This window comes from Bartonella taylorii 8TBB, from assembly GCF_902825155.1.
GTDB classification, from domain to species: domain Bacteria; phylum Pseudomonadota; class Alphaproteobacteria; order Rhizobiales; family Rhizobiaceae; genus Bartonella; species Bartonella taylorii_A.
Window position 1 is genome coordinate 70057 of record NZ_CADEAG010000006.1, and the last position, 18007, is coordinate 88063.

Annotated in this window: 16 protein-coding genes; 4 read left to right on the forward strand and 12 right to left on the reverse strand. The window is 38.1% G+C overall.

Annotated features, from left to right (window positions below; all coding sequences use genetic code 11):
- Positions 1-37: 37 nt before the first annotated feature.
- The 8 genes from J7R13_RS05875 to J7R13_RS05910 all read right to left on the reverse strand — a co-directional run bounded on the left by J7R13_RS05875 (position 38) and on the right by J7R13_RS05910 (position 7630).
- Entirely contained in the window at positions 38-532 is a 495-nt protein-coding gene (locus J7R13_RS05875; RefSeq protein ID WP_004860752.1) for a F0F1 ATP synthase subunit B, read from the reverse strand.
- Positions 533-543: 11 nt separating this feature from the next.
- Positions 544-1110: a F0F1 ATP synthase subunit B gene (locus tag J7R13_RS05880; protein ID WP_208437884.1), complete on the reverse strand. Its 567-nt coding sequence runs from the start codon at positions 1108-1110 to the stop codon at positions 544-546.
- Between the two features lie 131 nt (positions 1111-1241).
- Positions 1242-1472, reverse strand: coding sequence for a F0F1 ATP synthase subunit C (locus J7R13_RS05885; protein WP_004860748.1), 231 nt, complete (start codon positions 1470-1472; stop codon positions 1242-1244).
- A gap of 54 nt (positions 1473-1526) precedes the next feature.
- Positions 1527-2285 carry a F0F1 ATP synthase subunit A gene (locus J7R13_RS05890; RefSeq protein ID WP_004860741.1) on the reverse strand — a complete coding sequence of 253 codons (759 nt, stop codon included), beginning with the start codon at positions 2283-2285 and terminating at the stop codon, positions 1527-1529.
- A 7-nt stretch (positions 2286-2292) separates the two neighbouring features.
- Positions 2293-2718, reverse strand: coding sequence for an AtpZ/AtpI family protein (locus J7R13_RS05895; RefSeq protein WP_208437885.1), 426 nt, complete (start codon positions 2716-2718; stop codon positions 2293-2295).
- Positions 2719-3342: 624 nt separating this feature from the next.
- Positions 3343-4770, reverse strand: coding sequence for a ribosome biogenesis GTPase Der (gene der, locus J7R13_RS05900; protein WP_208437886.1), 1428 nt, complete (start codon positions 4768-4770; stop codon positions 3343-3345).
- Positions 4771-4774: 4 nt separating this feature from the next.
- A complete protein-coding gene (locus tag J7R13_RS05905) occupies positions 4775-5446 on the reverse strand; it encodes a DUF2659 family protein (RefSeq protein WP_208437887.1) in 672 nt (223 codons plus the stop codon).
- 411 nt (positions 5447-5857) lie between these two features.
- On the reverse strand, positions 5858-7630 hold the full coding sequence (locus tag J7R13_RS05910) for an SLC13 family permease (RefSeq protein ID WP_208437888.1): 1773 nt from the start codon (positions 7628-7630) through the stop codon (positions 5858-5860).
- Between the two features lie 374 nt (positions 7631-8004).
- Here J7R13_RS05910 and J7R13_RS05915 point away from each other — a divergent pair, with 374 nt between their 5' ends.
- Together J7R13_RS05915 and nhaA are read left to right on the forward strand one after the other, a co-directional pair.
- Positions 8005-9696, forward strand: coding sequence for a hypothetical protein (locus tag J7R13_RS05915; protein WP_208437926.1), 1692 nt, complete (start codon positions 8005-8007; stop codon positions 9694-9696).
- Between the two features lie 151 nt (positions 9697-9847).
- A complete protein-coding gene (gene nhaA / locus J7R13_RS05920) occupies positions 9848-11209 on the forward strand; it encodes a Na+/H+ antiporter NhaA (RefSeq protein WP_208437889.1) in 1362 nt (453 codons plus the stop codon).
- An 897-nt stretch (positions 11210-12106) separates the two neighbouring features.
- On the opposite strand, the gene J7R13_RS05925 is transcribed toward nhaA, so the two are convergent.
- Complete coding sequence (locus tag J7R13_RS05925; protein ID WP_208437890.1) at positions 12107-13363, reverse strand: aspartate kinase; 1257 nt, start codon at positions 13361-13363, stop codon at positions 12107-12109.
- A gap of 195 nt (positions 13364-13558) precedes the next feature.
- On the opposite strand from J7R13_RS05925, the gene ubiG reads away from it, so the two are divergent.
- Positions 13559-14302, forward strand: a complete 744-nt coding sequence (gene ubiG / locus J7R13_RS05930; protein ID WP_208437891.1) for a bifunctional 2-polyprenyl-6-hydroxyphenol methylase/3-demethylubiquinol 3-O-methyltransferase UbiG — start codon at positions 13559-13561, stop codon at positions 14300-14302.
- A gap of 7 nt (positions 14303-14309) precedes the next feature.
- Here the strand turns inward: ubiG and grxC are convergent, their stop codons facing one another.
- Both grxC and J7R13_RS05940 read right to left on the reverse strand, forming a co-directional pair.
- Positions 14310-14573: a glutaredoxin 3 gene (grxC, locus tag J7R13_RS05935; RefSeq protein WP_208437892.1), complete on the reverse strand. Its 264-nt coding sequence runs from the start codon at positions 14571-14573 to the stop codon at positions 14310-14312.
- Between the two features lie 48 nt (positions 14574-14621).
- Positions 14622-15407 (reverse strand): ComF family protein, encoded by a 786-nt coding sequence (locus J7R13_RS05940; RefSeq protein ID WP_208437927.1) that lies wholly within the window; start codon positions 15405-15407, stop codon positions 14622-14624.
- Between the two features lie 177 nt (positions 15408-15584).
- On the opposite strand from J7R13_RS05940, the gene J7R13_RS05945 reads away from it, so the two are divergent.
- A complete protein-coding gene (locus J7R13_RS05945; protein WP_208437893.1) occupies positions 15585-16469 on the forward strand; it encodes a methyltransferase domain-containing protein in 885 nt (294 codons plus the stop codon).
- Between the two features lie 14 nt (positions 16470-16483).
- Here J7R13_RS05945 and J7R13_RS05950 read toward each other — a convergent pair whose 3' ends face one another.
- Positions 16484-17839: an L-cystine transporter gene (locus J7R13_RS05950; RefSeq protein ID WP_208437894.1), complete on the reverse strand. Its 1356-nt coding sequence runs from the start codon at positions 17837-17839 to the stop codon at positions 16484-16486.
- Between the last annotated feature and the right edge of the window lie 168 nt (positions 17840-18007).

Genomic DNA, 18007 nt, shown 5'->3' on the forward strand with positions numbered 1-18007 from the left:
GAACTATGCTGCTAAAATTCAATACTGCAAGCTGCCATTAATTAAGATATGTTTTCATTTTGGTAAGAGATTCTTCACCAAGAGATTCCTTAATAAGTTCATTCGCTTTATTAGAATCTAATTCTTTTGCGATAAGCGTACGTGCAGCGGAAACTGCCAAATCGATAGCAGATGAAGAAACCATACGTATTGCATCAGCTTCTGCTTGAGCAATTTTTTGCTCTGCTAACTTATTGCGATTCTTCACATATTCTTCTGCTTTTGCACGAGCCTGAGCAATAATAGCTGTAACTTCATGCTTAGCTGCTGCAATAATCTCTTGGGCATCCTTCTCTGCTTCCGCATGTTTCCGCTGATATTCAGCCAGAACCTCCTGTGCCTCTTCACGAAGACGCAGAGCTTCATCAAGCTCATCTTTGATACGCTTTGCTCGCGCATCAAGATGGCGCACAACCATTTGTGGAATTTTGAAATAAACCAAAAGAGCCAGAAAAAGAATTAACCCAACAAAAGCCCAAAAAGTATCAGTCATCCTCGTATCCTTCAGTAATCGACAACTTTAATAACTGAATGAACAGCCTCTTTGCTAATATTAACATCAGTCAATTTTTTTACGATTTCAAGAGCCACTTCTTCGGCAATAGAACCAACATTTTGCATAGCCTTATCCCGAATCTTTGTTATCTGTTTTTCAGCATCTGCTAACTTTTTCCCCAAACTTTCTTCAATTTCCTTTCGTTCAAGCTCAACCTTTTCTTTTAACTCTTCACTCGCTACTTGCGCTATATCATGGGCCCGCGAACGAGCCTCTGCCAATTTCCGCTCGTAAGTTTCAACTACGGTATCCGCTTCCTGCTTCATACGCATTGCTTGATCCAAATCAGATGCGATTCGATCTCGACGTGTTTCAATAACACCGCCAATACGCGGTACAATTACACGAGAGATAAAGAGATAAAAAAGACCAAAAGAAATTGCCAACCAAAAAAAGTGCGAACCAAAATACACAAAATCAAAAGGTGGAAACACACGATCCGCATGTTCTGCCACACTCTTGATATGTCCTATAGGCCTTTCAGTGATCTGTGCATAAGCGCTGGAAACAAACATTTTCTTTCATCTTTCAAAAAACTTATTAAAGCCCCCCAACAACTGATGACAACTAACTAACGTTCTTTCCGTTAAGAGAAAAAAGGGATACCTGCCTCTCATACAGAAAACAAGCACCCCTTTGACGATGATCAAACCCCAAAAAGAAGCAATAAAGCAATGAGCAATGAAAAAATACCCAAAGCTTCCGTCACAGCAAAACCAAAGACGAGACGACCAAACTGACTATCTGCTGCTGATGGATTGCGTAATGCACCAGAAAGATAGCTACCAAAAATATTTCCAAGGCCCAAAGCTGTCCCCGCCATACCAAAGCAAGCAAGACCAGCTCCAATATATTTTGCTGCAAGCACTAATTCCATATTATTCTCCTTTTAAGTGAAATTATACCATTCGACGAAAAACCGCCAGTTTTATTAATGTCCTGGATGAACTGCATCATTAAGATACATACAAGTTAGAACCGTAAAGACATAAGCCTGAAGAAATGCAACCAAAAATTCAAGAGCAGTAATCGCTACAGTCATGATAAGCGGTAAAACCGAACCACCAACACCTACAATCCCTACCCCAATCATTGAGACAATAAAACCAGAAAATACTTTGAGAGTAATATGACCAGCGAGCATATTAGCAAAAAGACGAAGTGAAAGACTGATAGGACGAGAAAGAAAAGAAATAACCTCAATCATCGTAACCAAAGGCAAAACTACAACAGGCACGCCACTAGGAACAAACAATCTCAAAAAACTGACTCCATGCTTATAAAAACCATAACCAATGACCGTCAAAATCACTACCATAGCCAAAGAAAACGTGATCATAATCTGAGAGGTAATTGTATAAAAATAAGGGAAAAGACCAATGAAATTAGCAACCAAAATAAAAGTAAATAGGGAAAAAACTAAAGGGAAAAATTGCATTCCCTGCACACCAGATGATTCCCGCAAAGTCGACGCTACAAATTCATACGCCATTTCTGAAAGAGACTGCATTCGTGTTGGGACTAACCCACGACTTGATGATGAAATGAAGAGAAAAACTGAAGTTACAACAACTGTAGCTACTATAAAAAATGATACATTTGTAAACGATAAATCCATATCTCCTATGGAAATCTTAATCAGTCGTGAAACTTCAAACTGATGGATAGGATCTGGAGCGTGCGATGTCACTTCAACCTCATTTATCAGACCGCTTATCGGTCCCTTTATCTTGGCGTAATACGCCCTTTTGCCTTAATTGACTGGAGGTAATATACCCCACAGACCGAAGAACACTTAATACACCAGCAGCAAATCCAAGAAAAAGAAAAAACACCAACCCCCATGGTGATGAACCTGCTAACTTATCAAATCCCAACCCCAAAACAACGCTGACAATAATACTCGCCAGAAACTCACTGGAAAGCTTAATTGCATGCGCCATCCTCCCTTGTTGCTTTTCCACCTCATTCCCATACTCCCGCTTCTTTAATGCTTTCTTACGCATTAAAGCTCTACCTAAATTCTTACTCCGACATTCTAAATCCTCTGAATTAAAGAAGTCTCCTTGCTCTTTTTCTTCAGCTCCCTCCCGTGGCACAACGGGTCTACCGCCCTCCGCCATAATTGGCTCCTTAGTCAAAAAGCAAAGTAAAAATGTATCTCATAAAACCGTAAGCATCATATTGTTCCTGAACTTATTCGTCAAGACGCTAAAAGAAATCTATCACAATTTATCGCATAAATAACATGTTTTTCAATCTTATGCACCCAATTACTAATACACCTTAAAATAATCCAGCTTCACCCGCAAATAATGTGTTTCCACCTCACTTTTAGCCACAATTCTAGAAACATTCCGAAAAAATATCTCCTTATAACAAACCAAATGTTGTACATTGGCATCCATCATTAAATAAAACTATCATCGATGATGACTTCTACATCTTTTAATGCACAACATAGATCTATGATTTAATATACGTTATGCAACAAGGCTACATAAATAGCGCTTTAAACACAAATGTTACACAGCCTTGTACAACTGTAATTAACTTTTTAAGTCCTTATCCCTGCAGTTGAAATATTAATAAATGCAAAAAATACTTTCACTTTTTATTTAAATAGATCGCCACAAATTAGCATTTCTGCCCTACAATTTATAGATACTAAATTTTCCTTTACACAAGCCAGCATCATAGTCTTTGCTTGGCGCTAATTGTTATAATTGCTCTTGCATTAAGAAGATTCATTTCTTTCTGGAGCGTGCTGCAAAAGGATTATCAGATGCTCGTAATGATATGCGAATTGGTACACCAAGCATATCAAATGTATCACGTAATCCATTGGAAAGATACCGTATATATGATTGAGGCATTACCTTTGGTCGTGAGCAAGAAATCACAAATCCAGGAGGACGTGTTTTAACCTGTGTTATATATTTAACCTTAAGGCGACGTCCCGAAACTGCAGGTGGTGGGTGATGCGTAACAACCGTTTCAAGCCATCTGTTTAATTTAGCCGTGGAAATACGGCGATTCCATACACGGTGCATTATCATGACATTTTCCATCAGTTTATCAATGCCTTGACCATATTGCCCCGATAAAGGTACAGCTCTCAAACCACGAACCTGAGGAAGAAGACGAGTACATTTTTCATGCAAATCAATTAATGTTACTTGACTATTTTCAATAAGATCCCATTTATTAAAAGCAATAAGTGGAACCCGTCCTTCACGAATCACAAGATCAACAATTTGTAAATCCTGCTTTTCAAAAGGCGCAGTTGCATCAAAAACGATCACGACCACCTCTGCGAAACGAATTGCACGTAAAGTATCGGCAACGGAAAGTTTTTCTAATTTTTCTTGAATCTTTGATTTGCGACGCAGTCCTGCAGTATCAAAAAGTTTAACGTGACGACCATTCCATTCCCAATCTACAGAAATGGAATCACGCGTAAGCCCCGCTTCAGGTCCTGTCAATAAACGATCTTGTCCCAACATCCTATTGATGAGGGTTGATTTTCCTGTGTTTGGACGACCAGCAACCGCAATTCGAATGGGTTTACTTTCATCGTAAACAGAGCCCTCCTCCTCAAAATCATCCACATCATCACCAACAGATTCTGGCTGTATAGCAGTATGTTCTTCTTTGATCCTACTCTTTAAAGCTTTCTCTCTACCAATAGCATCGATAATTGCATCACGAAGATCTGAGAGACCCAAACCATGTTCAGCAGATATTGGGCAAGGTTCCCCCAAACCTAATAACCACGCTTCATATTCTCCCCCCATAGCTGCTTTTGACTCAGATTTATTAGCAACAAGCACAATCGGTTTCCCTGACTTGCGAACCAATGAAGCAAAATTTAAATCACTCGGGGTTATTCCGCTCTTCGCATCAAACATAAATAAAATGAGATCCGCTTCATCAATGGCAGCCTTTGTATGAGAGCGCATACGACCTTCAAGTGTATGATCACCCGTTTCTTCCAACCCAGCTGTATCAATTACATCAAAACGTAGATCTTGAAGTTTTGCCTTATGAATACGCCGATCACGAGTTACACCTGGCTTATCATCAACCAAAGCCAATTTTTGCCCAACCAAACGATTAAAGAGTGTTGACTTCCCAACATTGGGGCGACCAACTATAGCAATGGTAAGGCTCATAAATTTATTCCTTATTTGCCTTGCCTTCAGCTTGCATAAGCTCAAGCATAATCCGAGCCCGATCAGTTATTTTTAATCCGAGCGCACCTTCTTTAGAAATCTTGCGAAAATAATCAACTGCCTCATCCATCTTATCAGCTTTATATGCTGCTAAACCCAAAACCTCTCTAGCAGACATCCGCATAGGATCAATATCATTTTCCATATCTTTGACACGCTTTTTGACATCATCTAAGGTTCCTGTATCAACCAAAATATAAGCTGCTCGAATTTTTGCAACTTTCCGCAAAATTTGTGGTGCTTTTTCATCAGTTGCAACAGAATCAAAGACCTCCACTGATTTGACAAAATCGCCTTGTTCCATGAGTAAAGAAGCCTCACGCAAACGAGCCAGAAAAGGATATCCCCCAAAGTTAGAGACTTTAACATTTTCTAATTGCTTCATCGCTTCATCAAAATGACGTGTATCTGCAAAATCAAGGCTTTTTACAAATGTATCACCAATATGACCAGCTTTCTTTATTTGCTCATGATGGTAAATTTGATAAATAACGATCATCAGGACAAAAATAATGGCTGCAACAACAACCGAAACACCATAACGTCTCCAAAACGCAAGAGCCTTTTCCTGACGAAATTCAGCATTAACTTCAGCAATAAAACTATCATACGACATGATTCATACCTTGGTAAAAATTTACTTTCTGTGCTTTTACGCATAAATGGACAAAGATGGTAGCCATAATCGACTAAAAACCTTAAAATTACTAGCTTATTCATTTCAAATAGATGTGTATCTGAATTGCTTGAACTTTTGCAACTGTATCAATCAAAAACGATATAACTGCCTTTTTGTTCATATTATAGTGTTTACTTTTACATCTCTTTAAATTTTGTAAAAAAGCTATTATAGCCTGCATGTGCACCATACATGCTGGACTATAATCTCAAGAGCTATTCGTGCCTCACTCCTCGTTACATGACAGACCTCTCTTTAAAAATCTTTTACAGGAAGTGTATCTCTTCAATTTAGCTTCATCTGATTGGCGGCCTTTCGTAATTGATATTTACAGTTTTTGAAAATGTTCTATTGCAATGGCCAAATCCACATGAGCATTGGCACAGCAACAATAACTATCAAGACTGCCAATGGAGCCCCAAAGCGTGGGTAATCACTAAAACGATATCCCCCTGGCGCCATCACGAGCATATTACTTTGATGCCCAATAGGTGTAAGAAACTCACATCCTGCGCCAATTGCAACAGCCATCAGAAAAGCTTCAGGCTTATAATGAAGAGAATGAGCAAAACTTGACGCAATGGGAGCTACCATCATAACTGTTGCTGCATTATTCAAAAATGGTGTTACCAACATGGCTGTAATCAACATAAGAGCTAATGCACCAGACGGTGGGAAAAATACCGCCAATTGGCTAAGCCATTGACCAATGAGATCTGTGCATCCTGTCTTCTCTAGCGCTTCACTCACGGGAATAAGAGTTGCTAATAATACTAATATTTGGCCATCTAATGCTTGATACAAGTCACGCGCTGGCAAAACTCGAAAGATAACCATAGCAGCAGCAGCAGAAAAAAAAGAAAAGGCAACTGGTACGATATGAAAAGCTGTAAAAATAATCGCTATAAAGAGAATAGCTAAAGATACAAAACCATGTCGTAAATTACCAAACACAATATTACGTTTTGCTAAGGGTAAACATTTCAACTCCCGTAATAAATTTGGAATAACCATATCCTGTCCCTGCAAAACAATCACATCTCCAAGATGGAAAACAATATCACCAAGCCTTCCCCGCACCCTTTCATGCTGGCGACTTAACGCAAGCAAATTCACATCATAGTGATCAAATAGCAAAAACTCTTTCGCACTGATACCAATAAGAGGCGAATTATGTGTGATGACTGCCTCAATAATATCTATATCACTATCCTTATCACCCGTAGAAATAGTTCGACCCGTAGAAAATTCTAAACGTGCAAAATTCATCACACTTTCTAATCCTGTATGCGAACCTTCTAGCAAAACAATATCGTTTTCAGATAAAACAAAATCTGGTAATGGTGAAATAGATACTGCGTTTCTTATGATTTGAATCACCATGACATCACCACCTGATGGCTTGACGAGATCAACAATAGTTTTTCCCACAATCGGTGAATTCGTTGGGATATGCACTTCCGAAACATAGTTACGAATATCAATAGCATCATCAAACGATACACCTGAACGTACACGCACAGGTAAACGCCAAGAAAAAAAGATCAAATATAATACACCAGCAGTAGCAACAGCTACACCAACCGGTGTAAAATCAAACATAGTAAAAGGAATCCCCGTTAAACGTTCCTGCATAGCTGAAATGACAACGTTGGGAGACGTCCCTATCTGTGTCATAAGACCGCCCAACAAAGAACCAAATGCCATAGGCATCAAAAAGACAGAGGGTGAAACCTGAGAACGACGAGCAAATTGAAAGGCAATCGGAAGCATGATAGCTAAAGCACCAATGTTTTTAACAAACATCGACAAAACCACTACAGAAATAACTAAAAAAGCCAATTGAAGACGTACTGATTTCACATCTGGCCATATCCGTTGGATAATAAATTCCATTATACCAGAACGCGATACAGCCGTACTGACAACAAACACACTCCCTACAATGATAACAATATCATTACTAAAACCGCTAAAAGCCTCCTTTGGGCTAACAAGACCAACGATGCAAGAAATCAACAATGTACAAATGGCGACAAGATCATAACGGAATCGATCCCAAATAAAAACAACCATCATGAGACCAATTATAGAAAAAGCCATTATTTGATTTTCCGTCATGACTCCCGTCTCTCCCCGTTAGATTACAATAAAAAACACATTTTTTATATTTTAGCTGTTCCTATAAATAGCAGCAAGATAAAAGCAGACATGGGTACACTTTAAAAATACTTTAAAGCGATAAAAATTATGATCAGCATATACTTCCCTTTATTCTGTGCGTAATTTTTATAAAATACTGAAACCAAAGAAAATTGGTGACAGTTTATAAAAGCGTATTGTAAACAATATTAGAATGACTCTACATGTAAAGGGGTTAGAAGTAGATAACTGTTGAAACTGGACACACATACACGCATATTTTGATCTTCACGTTGCTGAAAGAAATTTACCTCTACTTCTCATAAAGAGTGATAAAAGCGAAAGAAAAAATGATGGGCAATCTTAATAGTGGGTATCGAGGAAATCTAAAATACTGGCTAACTTATCTTATTGGATTTATTGCTATTCTGGCAATTATAGTTGTCGGTGGTTTTTATATGGCAAAACCTTATCTCGACAGTTTTGTGAAACAAGAAATAGCCCGCCGTTCAATAAAAGCAGAGACATCCGAAGTCAGCATTATAGGAAAAGTCAATTTAACAAATGTTATACTACCAGTCCCTGCCGGCACATCAGTTAAAATTGGTGCCGTTTCTGCTCGTCCTCCGATCTCCTTTATTCCTGGTACTTTTACCCTTTATAATGTTGACTTACAGCATAATAATATTCATGTACAAATTCCCAAAATCTCTCTTAATGGCGTATCCTTAAAAGAAAAGGACACTACGATCACATCACACCTTTTACAATCAATTATGCGTATTGAACTTGCATCAATTGCTGCTCCAGATATACGCCTTTCTATAAAAAATAAAAATAAACTAACCGAAAAAGTTGAAGTAAAGAATTTTCAGCTCTTTGGTTTTAAAAATGGTCATATCCGTTCTGTTAGCATAAAGAATATGGACCTTACAACGACCGCCGTAAATGGTGCCAAACAAATACACCTTACCGCCAAAAGTGATACAATGAAAGCCCATGATGTTGATATCAATTACGCTTATTCTATCATTTTCGGAAAGAAAACTGCTCTCAATCAAGGAGAATCCATTACTGGTCCCATTTCTCTAAATAATATAATAGTCGATATTTTTGAAGAAACAGAAAAAAACGCCTCTTTCTCTCTCGGACAATTTAAAACATCTGGTCTAAAGATGAAGCCACTCGAACAAACACCTGAAAAATTGTTCAAGGCTTATCTTAACGCAAAGAAAGAAAATAATCAGGTCTCTGAAAAAACAGTACGAAATAATATTCTTCTAAACACACTTCTCGCCATTACCTCGGCTGATGCCAAAGTTGATAATGTCACCATTGATATACCGCAGTTTAAAGCAATGCTCGGATCATTCCAATTCAAACCAAGCTTGTGGAAACAACCTATACCAAAAAAACTTTTCCTTTCCCTTGATAACCTTTCAATTTTACCTAAAAAAATGGAAGAAAAAGACTTAGAATTCCTCAAAAAAATGAACTTTGAACGCTTTGATATTTCAGGAAAACTTGATGTTTCTTATGATGAGGGAAAGCGTACAATCTTTCTGAATGCAATGACTTTCAACATAAAAAATGTTGGTTCTGGAGAAATATCAGCTAAAGTTATTGATGTTGATGAAAAACTCTTTTCTGGTCAGAAAAATGTAATGATCACTGCCTCTCAAAACCTCGGCATTAATAAGATTAACATACGTTATACCGATGCAGGTTTCATTGATAAGCTTTTTTCTTATCTTGCACAAAGTCTTAATGACAGAAAACATGATCTCAAACAGGAGCTTTATGACAATTTTTATCTGATGATGACACAAAGTCCAAAAATATTTCTAAAAGATCATGATGAAGCTGAAAATATTTCAAAATCTCTTGGTAACTTTGCTAAAAATCCCCAAACGTTGATCATTAAAATTAAAGCGAAAGATAACAAAGGCCTCACAACAGCTGATCTCGAATCCGCCCTACAAAATGATTTTTCCACAGCTTTGAGTAAAATACATCTCTCTATCAACAACGAGACCTCACCTTAAAAGACATGTTCAACTTTAAAGATGATAATCTTGTCTGTAAATTTAAGTGCTTTATTCCTCTTTGTTTCTTTTGTATGATACAAGAGAGCACTATAGAGTAGTTTACGTAGGAAGTATATGTTCGTAAAATTGTCGATGGTTGGAGTTGTTCATGTCTGATTTATCTTCAAATCGCTTGCCTAATCGCGCTTCTCGTGTCACAAATCAAGCGCTTTCCGCTATCGAGCGTTTTCTCCATATTGAGGCTCTCAGCGGCATTGTGCTTTTATTAGCTGCTGCTGCTGCACTCGTTTTTGCCAATTCTGAATATGCTTCTCTCTATGAATCCTTTTGGCATACACCTTTCGGCTTTAACTTTGGTCATTTCACCCTCTCATGGGATTTACATTTTTGGGTTAATGATGCTCTCATGACTGTTTTCTTTCTCGTCGCGGGAATGGAAATCCGGCGCGAAATTCATGAAGGAGCTCTCGCGGATTTTAAACAAGCAGTTTTGCCAATTGTTGCAGCAATAGGTGGAGTTTGTCTCCCTGCAATTATTTATCTCAGCTTCAACTTTAAAGGGGGGCATACACATGGTTGGGCTGTACCAACAGCCACAGATATTGCCTTTGCGCTAGGTATTCTAGCTCTTCTTGGAAAAAAGATTCCTTCTAATCTTCATATCATTCTCTTATCCCTAGCGATTATTGATGACATTATTGCTGTTCTTATTATTGCTTTCTTCTACTCAACGAACATTGATCCTAGTGGCTTAGTTATTGCAACTACAGGTATTGCCTTAGTTTTGTTTTTTCAATGGATTGGCCTCGCATCAGCATGGCTTTACGTTCTACCCGGTGCAATCATCTGGTGGGGCTTAATGGTAACAGGCGTTCATCCATCACTTGCTGGCGTCATTTTAGGCATGATGACTCCAGTTTTTCCTACTCGTACCCTTGTAGCGCCGCTCACCATGTTAAGTAACGCAATGCAAGTTCTGCAAGAAAAGAATACGAAAACAGACCTGCATCATATCTCGACTGCGTTGAAAAAAATGCGCAAAGGACAACGCGATATGATTGCTCCAGTAACGCGTGTTCAGAAAGCATTGCATCCATGGGTAGCGTACGGCGTTATGCCAATTTTTGCCTTTGCAAATGCTGGTGTTAGTTTTACGAATTTTGACCTTTCTTCTCATGAATCATTCTTGATTGTAATCGGTGTGGTTATTGGTCTCTTTATCGGTAAGCCTTTGGGTATTATCACTGCCAGTTATTTGGCAGTAAAATCAGGACTATGTCGCCTACCTCCTCACATGACATGGTCAGGAATTTTGCTCATTGGACTTTTAGCAGGAATTGGCTTTACAATGTCTATCTTTGTCTCAATGCTTGCTTTTAAAGATATTATTCTGCTTGATTCCGCGAAAATTGGAGTGCTTTGTGGATCTGGTTTATCTGCTCTCGTCGGCCTTGGATATGGAGTTATCTACATTAAGCGCAATAAAAAAATGCCTCATAGCTCCCAATAAACCAAATGACAATGCGCTTTTATACTCATTTTTAAAAGCGCTCGGATTCATTTGTTGCGCTACTTTATTTTTTACATAGTTACAAGAACAAATAAAGAAACTGTTCTGACGTACGGTATCTTTTCGTCCGAACCTATTTCAATCTCATTGATAAACTTTATAAGAGAGATTTAATCAAGAATAATGCGTAATTTGTGTGCAATAATATGCTTTTATTTAATTAAAATATCGAAATCTTGACGGATCAATGCAAATGGATGATGTGTATTAAGATAGTCAACAAATAAACAATACAGAACAAATTGTCCATTGCAAATGTTTATACTAAAATTGTAGATGGCAATTTCAAACATCTCAACTTATTACCATTTTGCAAACTGTGGTTTCGATAACAAAGTACATATCATTTGGTTCATTGAAAACTATAAGAAACTTTTTACTGCATTCGATGTCAATGAATCCATATCCAAATCTAACAATAGGAGACAAATCAAAAGCCATAAAACCAGTATGCCAAGGGAAAAGAAGATTTTAGCGTATTCTTTAAATTGAAAGTGTTTCTTTTATGAGCAATTATTGCGTAAAAACTTCCTACAGATTTTCATTCACTCTTATGAAAAGAATAAAATTAAATCTACAGAATACATATAAAGTTCTCAACAATCATTTGAGAAAAACAAATCACTGATGGAATACATCTCATCAGCTCTGTTTTGCACAGTTGTGCTAATAATCCAATGAAATCTAGCTCGTATTCATAGAAATTCCTACGTAACGTGTATTTGAAAGAGTGGTGTATTTCCCCTCTCCCACTAAACGCTTAGTAAAAAGTTCTCTACTCTCCTACATATAGAATGCTCTATATTATTTGGAAATCTTTTTAGAGCTAAAAAATGTTTAACCCTTCTCAAGCCCATAAACAGCATGTAATGTTCTAACCGCAAGTTCAGTATAAGCGCTATCAATTAAAATAGAAATTTTAATCTCTGAAGTCGTGATTGCTTGAATATTAATACCCTTTTCAGCCAAAGCCTTAAATGCTGTAGCTGCAACACCTGCATGGCTGCGCATTCCAATACCAATAACAGATACCTTGGCAAGATCGCTTTCAAATTGGATAACATCAAACCCAATCTCTTTGCGATTTTTCTCAAGAAGCGCAACAGCTTTATCTACATCTGCTGATGGTACAGTAAAAGTCATATCTGTCTTTGAGCCATCTTCAGAAATATTTTGCACAATCATATCGACATTAATTCGCTCTTCGGCCAGGGGTCCAAAAATTGCTGCGGAGATCCCTGGACGATCTGCAAGTCGACGGAGTGAAATTTGTGCTTCATCCTTAGCAAAAGCAATACCAGTAACATTCTGTTGTTCCACGATTTCATCCTCATCGCAAATAAGTGTTCCAGAAGAATTCATTGGATCACCCATGCTTAATACATCGGGATCTTCAAAACTCGAGCGCACGAAGGTACGAACTTTATGAACCATTGCCAATTCAACAGAACGAACCTGTAAAACCTTTGCTCCAAGAGAAGCCATTTCCAGCATTTCTTCAAAAGCAACTTTTGGTAAACGGCGTGCCTTAGGTTCTATACGCGGATCTGTTGTATAAACGCCATCCACATCTGTATAAATATCGCAACGATCAGCTTGTACAGCTGCCGCTATAGCAACAGCACTCGTATCTGATCCTCCACGCCCTAAGGTGGAAATCCGATTATCAGGAGCTAACCCCTGAAAACCAGCAATAACCGCTACCTGACCTTCCTGAAAACGCTGTATTAAAAAAGAACCATCGATATCTGTAATACGTGCACGACTATGCGCGCTATCTGTATGAATAGGAATTTGCCAACCAAGCCATGAACGCGCATCCACTCCCATTGCTTGGAGTGTAAGAGCCAATAAACCAGCTGTTACCTGCTCACCAGAAGCAACAACTACATCATATTCGTAAGCATCTTTATGTATTGGTGAAGTATCACACGTCCACTGAACAAGCTCATTGGTTTTTCCAGCCATCGCGGATACGACAACCGCAACCTCATTGCCTGCATCCACCTCTCTTTTTACATGCCGTGCAACATTATGAATACACTCAATGTTTGCTACAGATGTTCCGCCAAATTTCATGACTATCCGTGCCATCAATAACACTCTTACCTTTACATTTCTTATCTCAAACGACAGTGCGAATAAGGCCTTACTACCGTATCAACAAAGTACTTTTTCACATACAGAATATCTATCATTTGTGCAAGTTGAGTTATGTTTGTGTTAATTTTTCTTGACTTTAGATAAAATCTACCTGTCTTTATCATAAAAAAGCAAAAGGAGAGCGACATGATAAATGAATCGCGTACCACTATTGATCAGAGTGAAATTGATCACTTTTCGCGTATTGCTGCTGAATGGTGGAATCCACAAGGAAAATTTCGACCACTTCATCAATTCAATCCAACACGTCTTTCTTACATTAGAGAAAAAATCTGTTTAGAATTTCATCGTGATCCTCTTTCACTTATGCCCTTCAAAAATTTGAAAATTCTCGATATTGGTTGTGGAGGTGGTTTGTTATGCGAACCTATAGCACGCCTTGGCGCTACAGTTGTAGGAGCTGATGCGGCACAAACGAATATCGAAGTCGCAAAAATCCACGCAACCCAAAATAACCTTTCAATTGATTACCGCACTACTACTGCAGAATCCTTAGCCAATGAAGGAGAGCAATTCGATATCATCCTCAATATGGAAGTTGTTGAACATGTGGCTGATGTTAACCTCTTTATAGCAGCCACAGCAAAAATGCTCAAACCACAAGGATTGATGTTTGTCTCAACACTCAACCGCACATGGAAAGCATGGGGACTGGCTATTGTAGGTGCTGAATATGTTTTACGTTGGCTTCCAAAAGGAACCCACGATTATAAAAAGTTCCTAAAACCTCAGGAACTTAAAAACCTCTTATCAGAAAATGCTGTGACTGTCATTGATGAGATCGGTATTACTTATAATCCATTAAACGACAGCTGGAATCGCTCAAAAGATATGGATGTTAACTATCTGCTTCTTGCAAAAAAGTCTTAGGTGTAATCTACAATTGCTGTACATCTTGCAACAAAGAATCAAGCTTTCCTTCATTTTCTAAAGCGTAAAGATCATCACAACCGCCGACATGATAATCACCTATAAAAATTTGCGGAAATGTATTGCGTCCATTCGCTCGTTGCACCATTTCTTGACGAAGAGAAGTTGATGCGTCAATATCTATGTATTTTACCCCTTTTTTATCAAGCAAATCACGTGCTTTCATACAGTAAGGGCAGTCAGGACGTGTATAAAGTTTTATCTCTTTCATAGTATTATTCTCCAATGTTTTCAAAATAGTATCAACTTTAAAATCCCCTCAGGAATCAGGAAATATAGAAGCTTCTTTTAGTACACGCGAAAAAGTTAGCACATCAACCTGCCGCGCACCTGCACGTTTTAATGTTGCAGCTGCGGCTGTAACTGTCGCACCTGTTGTGAAAACATCATCAATCAACAAAATAGAACGTCCTTTTAGATATTTTTTAACTTTACGTGGCACCTCAAAAGCATTCAACACATTCAATTTTCGTTCCCTAGCAGATAAACTCACCTGCGGACGCGTATGCCGACAACGCACAAGCCAGCTGGGTTTAAAAATCTTTTTCTGCGCTACTGCAATATAACGAGCAAGCTCAGCAGATTGATTATAACGTCTTTTAAAAAAACGACGAAAATGCAAAGGAACGGAAATAATAACATCACAATCATCAATAATTTCACGGCCAGCAAAAAGCATCCAATTAGCCATAAAAGATGCCAGTTCTATATGATCACCATATTTCAATCGCGTTACCAGAACTTGCGCCACCCCTTTATGAACAATAGCCGAGCGAACACGTGAAAAAGGAAAAGAGTTTTGAAGAGCTTCACCACTGAGAAAACCATCCCCCATATCACAAACAAAAGGCGTTCCCATAACAGGACAATAAGGCTTTGTGATAAATTGCAGACCTTTCCAACATTCAGAGCAAATCGTACCATAAGCAGAAACTCTTTGCTTACATCCAGGGCAAACAGGCGGATATAAAATTGTTAGCAAGCTCTCAATGAACTTACTCAATATATTCCCGCTATTTAAAGCCATTCCTTGAAAGCATAACATCATTAAATTCGGCTTTTATAGCTTCCCTGCACAAAAAAATTCTTTTGTATTTTTTAATTGTAATTCCTTTAAAAATTCTTACTCTCTGTGAATTTGCTTTTCTTTCACACCATAAACGCGCAAAAATGAACCTTCTCAAAATATAACTATATTACAGATCGAAAGACCTTAATTGATATGTCACATCCTCTAATTTTTGATCATGACCGCATTGAACAATACCGCAAACGTGCTTTTCAAAAAGCAAAAGAGGGATATGATTTCTTACTGTCTCATATGGCCGAAGATCTTTATAAACGTCTCAGTACTGTTGATCGTCTCTTTACATTAGCTCTAGATTTACACAGTCATACAGATCTTGCCGCGCAAGTTTTAATGAAATCTGGAAAAGTCCATTCCATAGAACGCGTCGAAACCAATATACTTTATCGAAGCCATGATAAAAAATTTCATTTACGACATCGAGAACTTCTTGATTTTCCTCAAAATTATTGTGACCTTATCGTTTCACTTCTTTCATTACAATTGACCAATGATACCCCTGGTGTTTTGAGTCAGATAAAAAATATCCTTAAACCAGATGGCTTATTTTTGGCTGTTATGGCTGGGGCTGGTACGCTAGTAGAATTACGCGAATGCCTCCTACAAGCTGAAATTGAAATCTATGGCGGAGCAAGCCCTAGAATCTATCCTTTTGCTAACATTCGTGATGTAGGTGCTCTTTTACAGCGTGTTGGTTTTGCTTTGCCTGTAGCAGATATTGAAGATATCACAATACGCTACAATACAATGTTTGATCTTATGCATGACCTTAAAGCTATGGGTATGCAAAATGCACTCATCAATCGTTCACGACGCCCTGTATCCAAGCGCTTTTTTCTTCGCGCGGCTGAAATCTATGCACAACGATTTAGCGATCCTGATGGCCGCATTCGCGCATGTTTTTCTTTCATCTGGCTCTCAGGTTGGGCTCCTCACCCAAATCAGCAAAAGCCTCTACAACCGGGCTCTGCGCAAATATCTCTTGCAGATGTTTTAGCAAAACAGCCGAAAGAACCATAGACACAACATGCAAATTATTTTTCAAAGATGCTTTTATCTGTTGTCCGTAACATCTGACTGGTTATAGTTCCAGCCAGCATTGAATCGCTTACATTTAGAGCTGTACGCCCCATATCAATCAAAGGCTCGATAGACATGAGTACAGCAACTAAAGAAACAGGAAGCCCCATAATTGGCAACACAATCAGTGCAGCGAAAATAGCACCACCCCCAACACCAGCAACACCAATAGAACTTAACGTTACAACACCAACAAGGGTAGCAATCCAAGTAGGATCTAGGGGATTAATCCCCACCGATGGTGCTATCATGGTCGCAAGCATTGCTGGATAAAGGCCAGCACAACCATTTTGTCCAATCGTTGCTCCAAAAGAGGCTGCAAAACTCGCAATTGATTGCGGTACACCAATCCATTGTGTTTGAGCCTCAATGTTCAAGGGAATACTTGCAGCACTTGAACGACTGCTAAAAGCAAATGTTAAAACCGGCAAAACCTTTTTGAAAAAACGGAAGGGATTAATTCCTGATATACCGAGCAACACACCATGAATTATAAACATAAGGATAATACCAACATAGGAAGCGATGATAAAAACCAATAAATTTAAAATATCTGTAACATGCGAGGTTGCTCCTACTTTCGTCATAAGTGCATAAATACCGTAAGGAGTCAAAGCAATCACAATACGGACTAACCGCATAATCCAAGATTGTGCCACTTGAATAAATAAAAGTGCTTTTTCCCCTTTTTCTGGATCATCTTTCTTTAAAAGAAGAACTGCAGCTCCTAAAAAGGATGCAAAAATAACAACACTGATAATTGATGTACGCTTGGCTCCAGTTAACTCAGCAAATGGATTTTTAGGAATCAAGGATAAAATCATTTTTGGGATACTCATATCTCCAAGTTGAGAAATACGATCCCCGAGAATAGTAGAAACATTTTGCCCTTCATGTACCAAACCATTCGCCGTTAATTCAAAAACATTAACGACCAAAACACCAACCAACGCTGAAAGAGCAGTTGTAAAGAGCAATATTGAAATTGTCATTATACTCATTTTACCAACAGCATAAATAGAATGCAAATGAGCAACCGCTGAGACTATAGAGACAAAAACCAATGGCATAACAATCATTTGTAGTAGTAAAATATAGCCATTACCAACAATGTTAAACCATTCAACGGATTTCAACAAAGTGGCCTCACCTTCTCCATAAATAACTTGTAAAATACTTCCAAAGATCAAGCCAAGGATAAGTCCTAGCATAACACGCAATGAGAGGCTCCATTTCATCCTCTTACTTTGAGCAAGCCATAACAAAAAAATAACAAATAGAAATAAATTGATGAAAAAATTAAATGTCATTGTTTATGCCTACTCTTGTTATATTTGATATTAAATAAGATGATGCGTAATAACTGGCAATAAAATATAAAACTTACGAATTTTTTACAAAATCATTATTTTTAATTTATCGGTTAGAAAAGGATTTTTTATCTACTAATAACTGTTTAAAGAAGATAAAAAATTAAA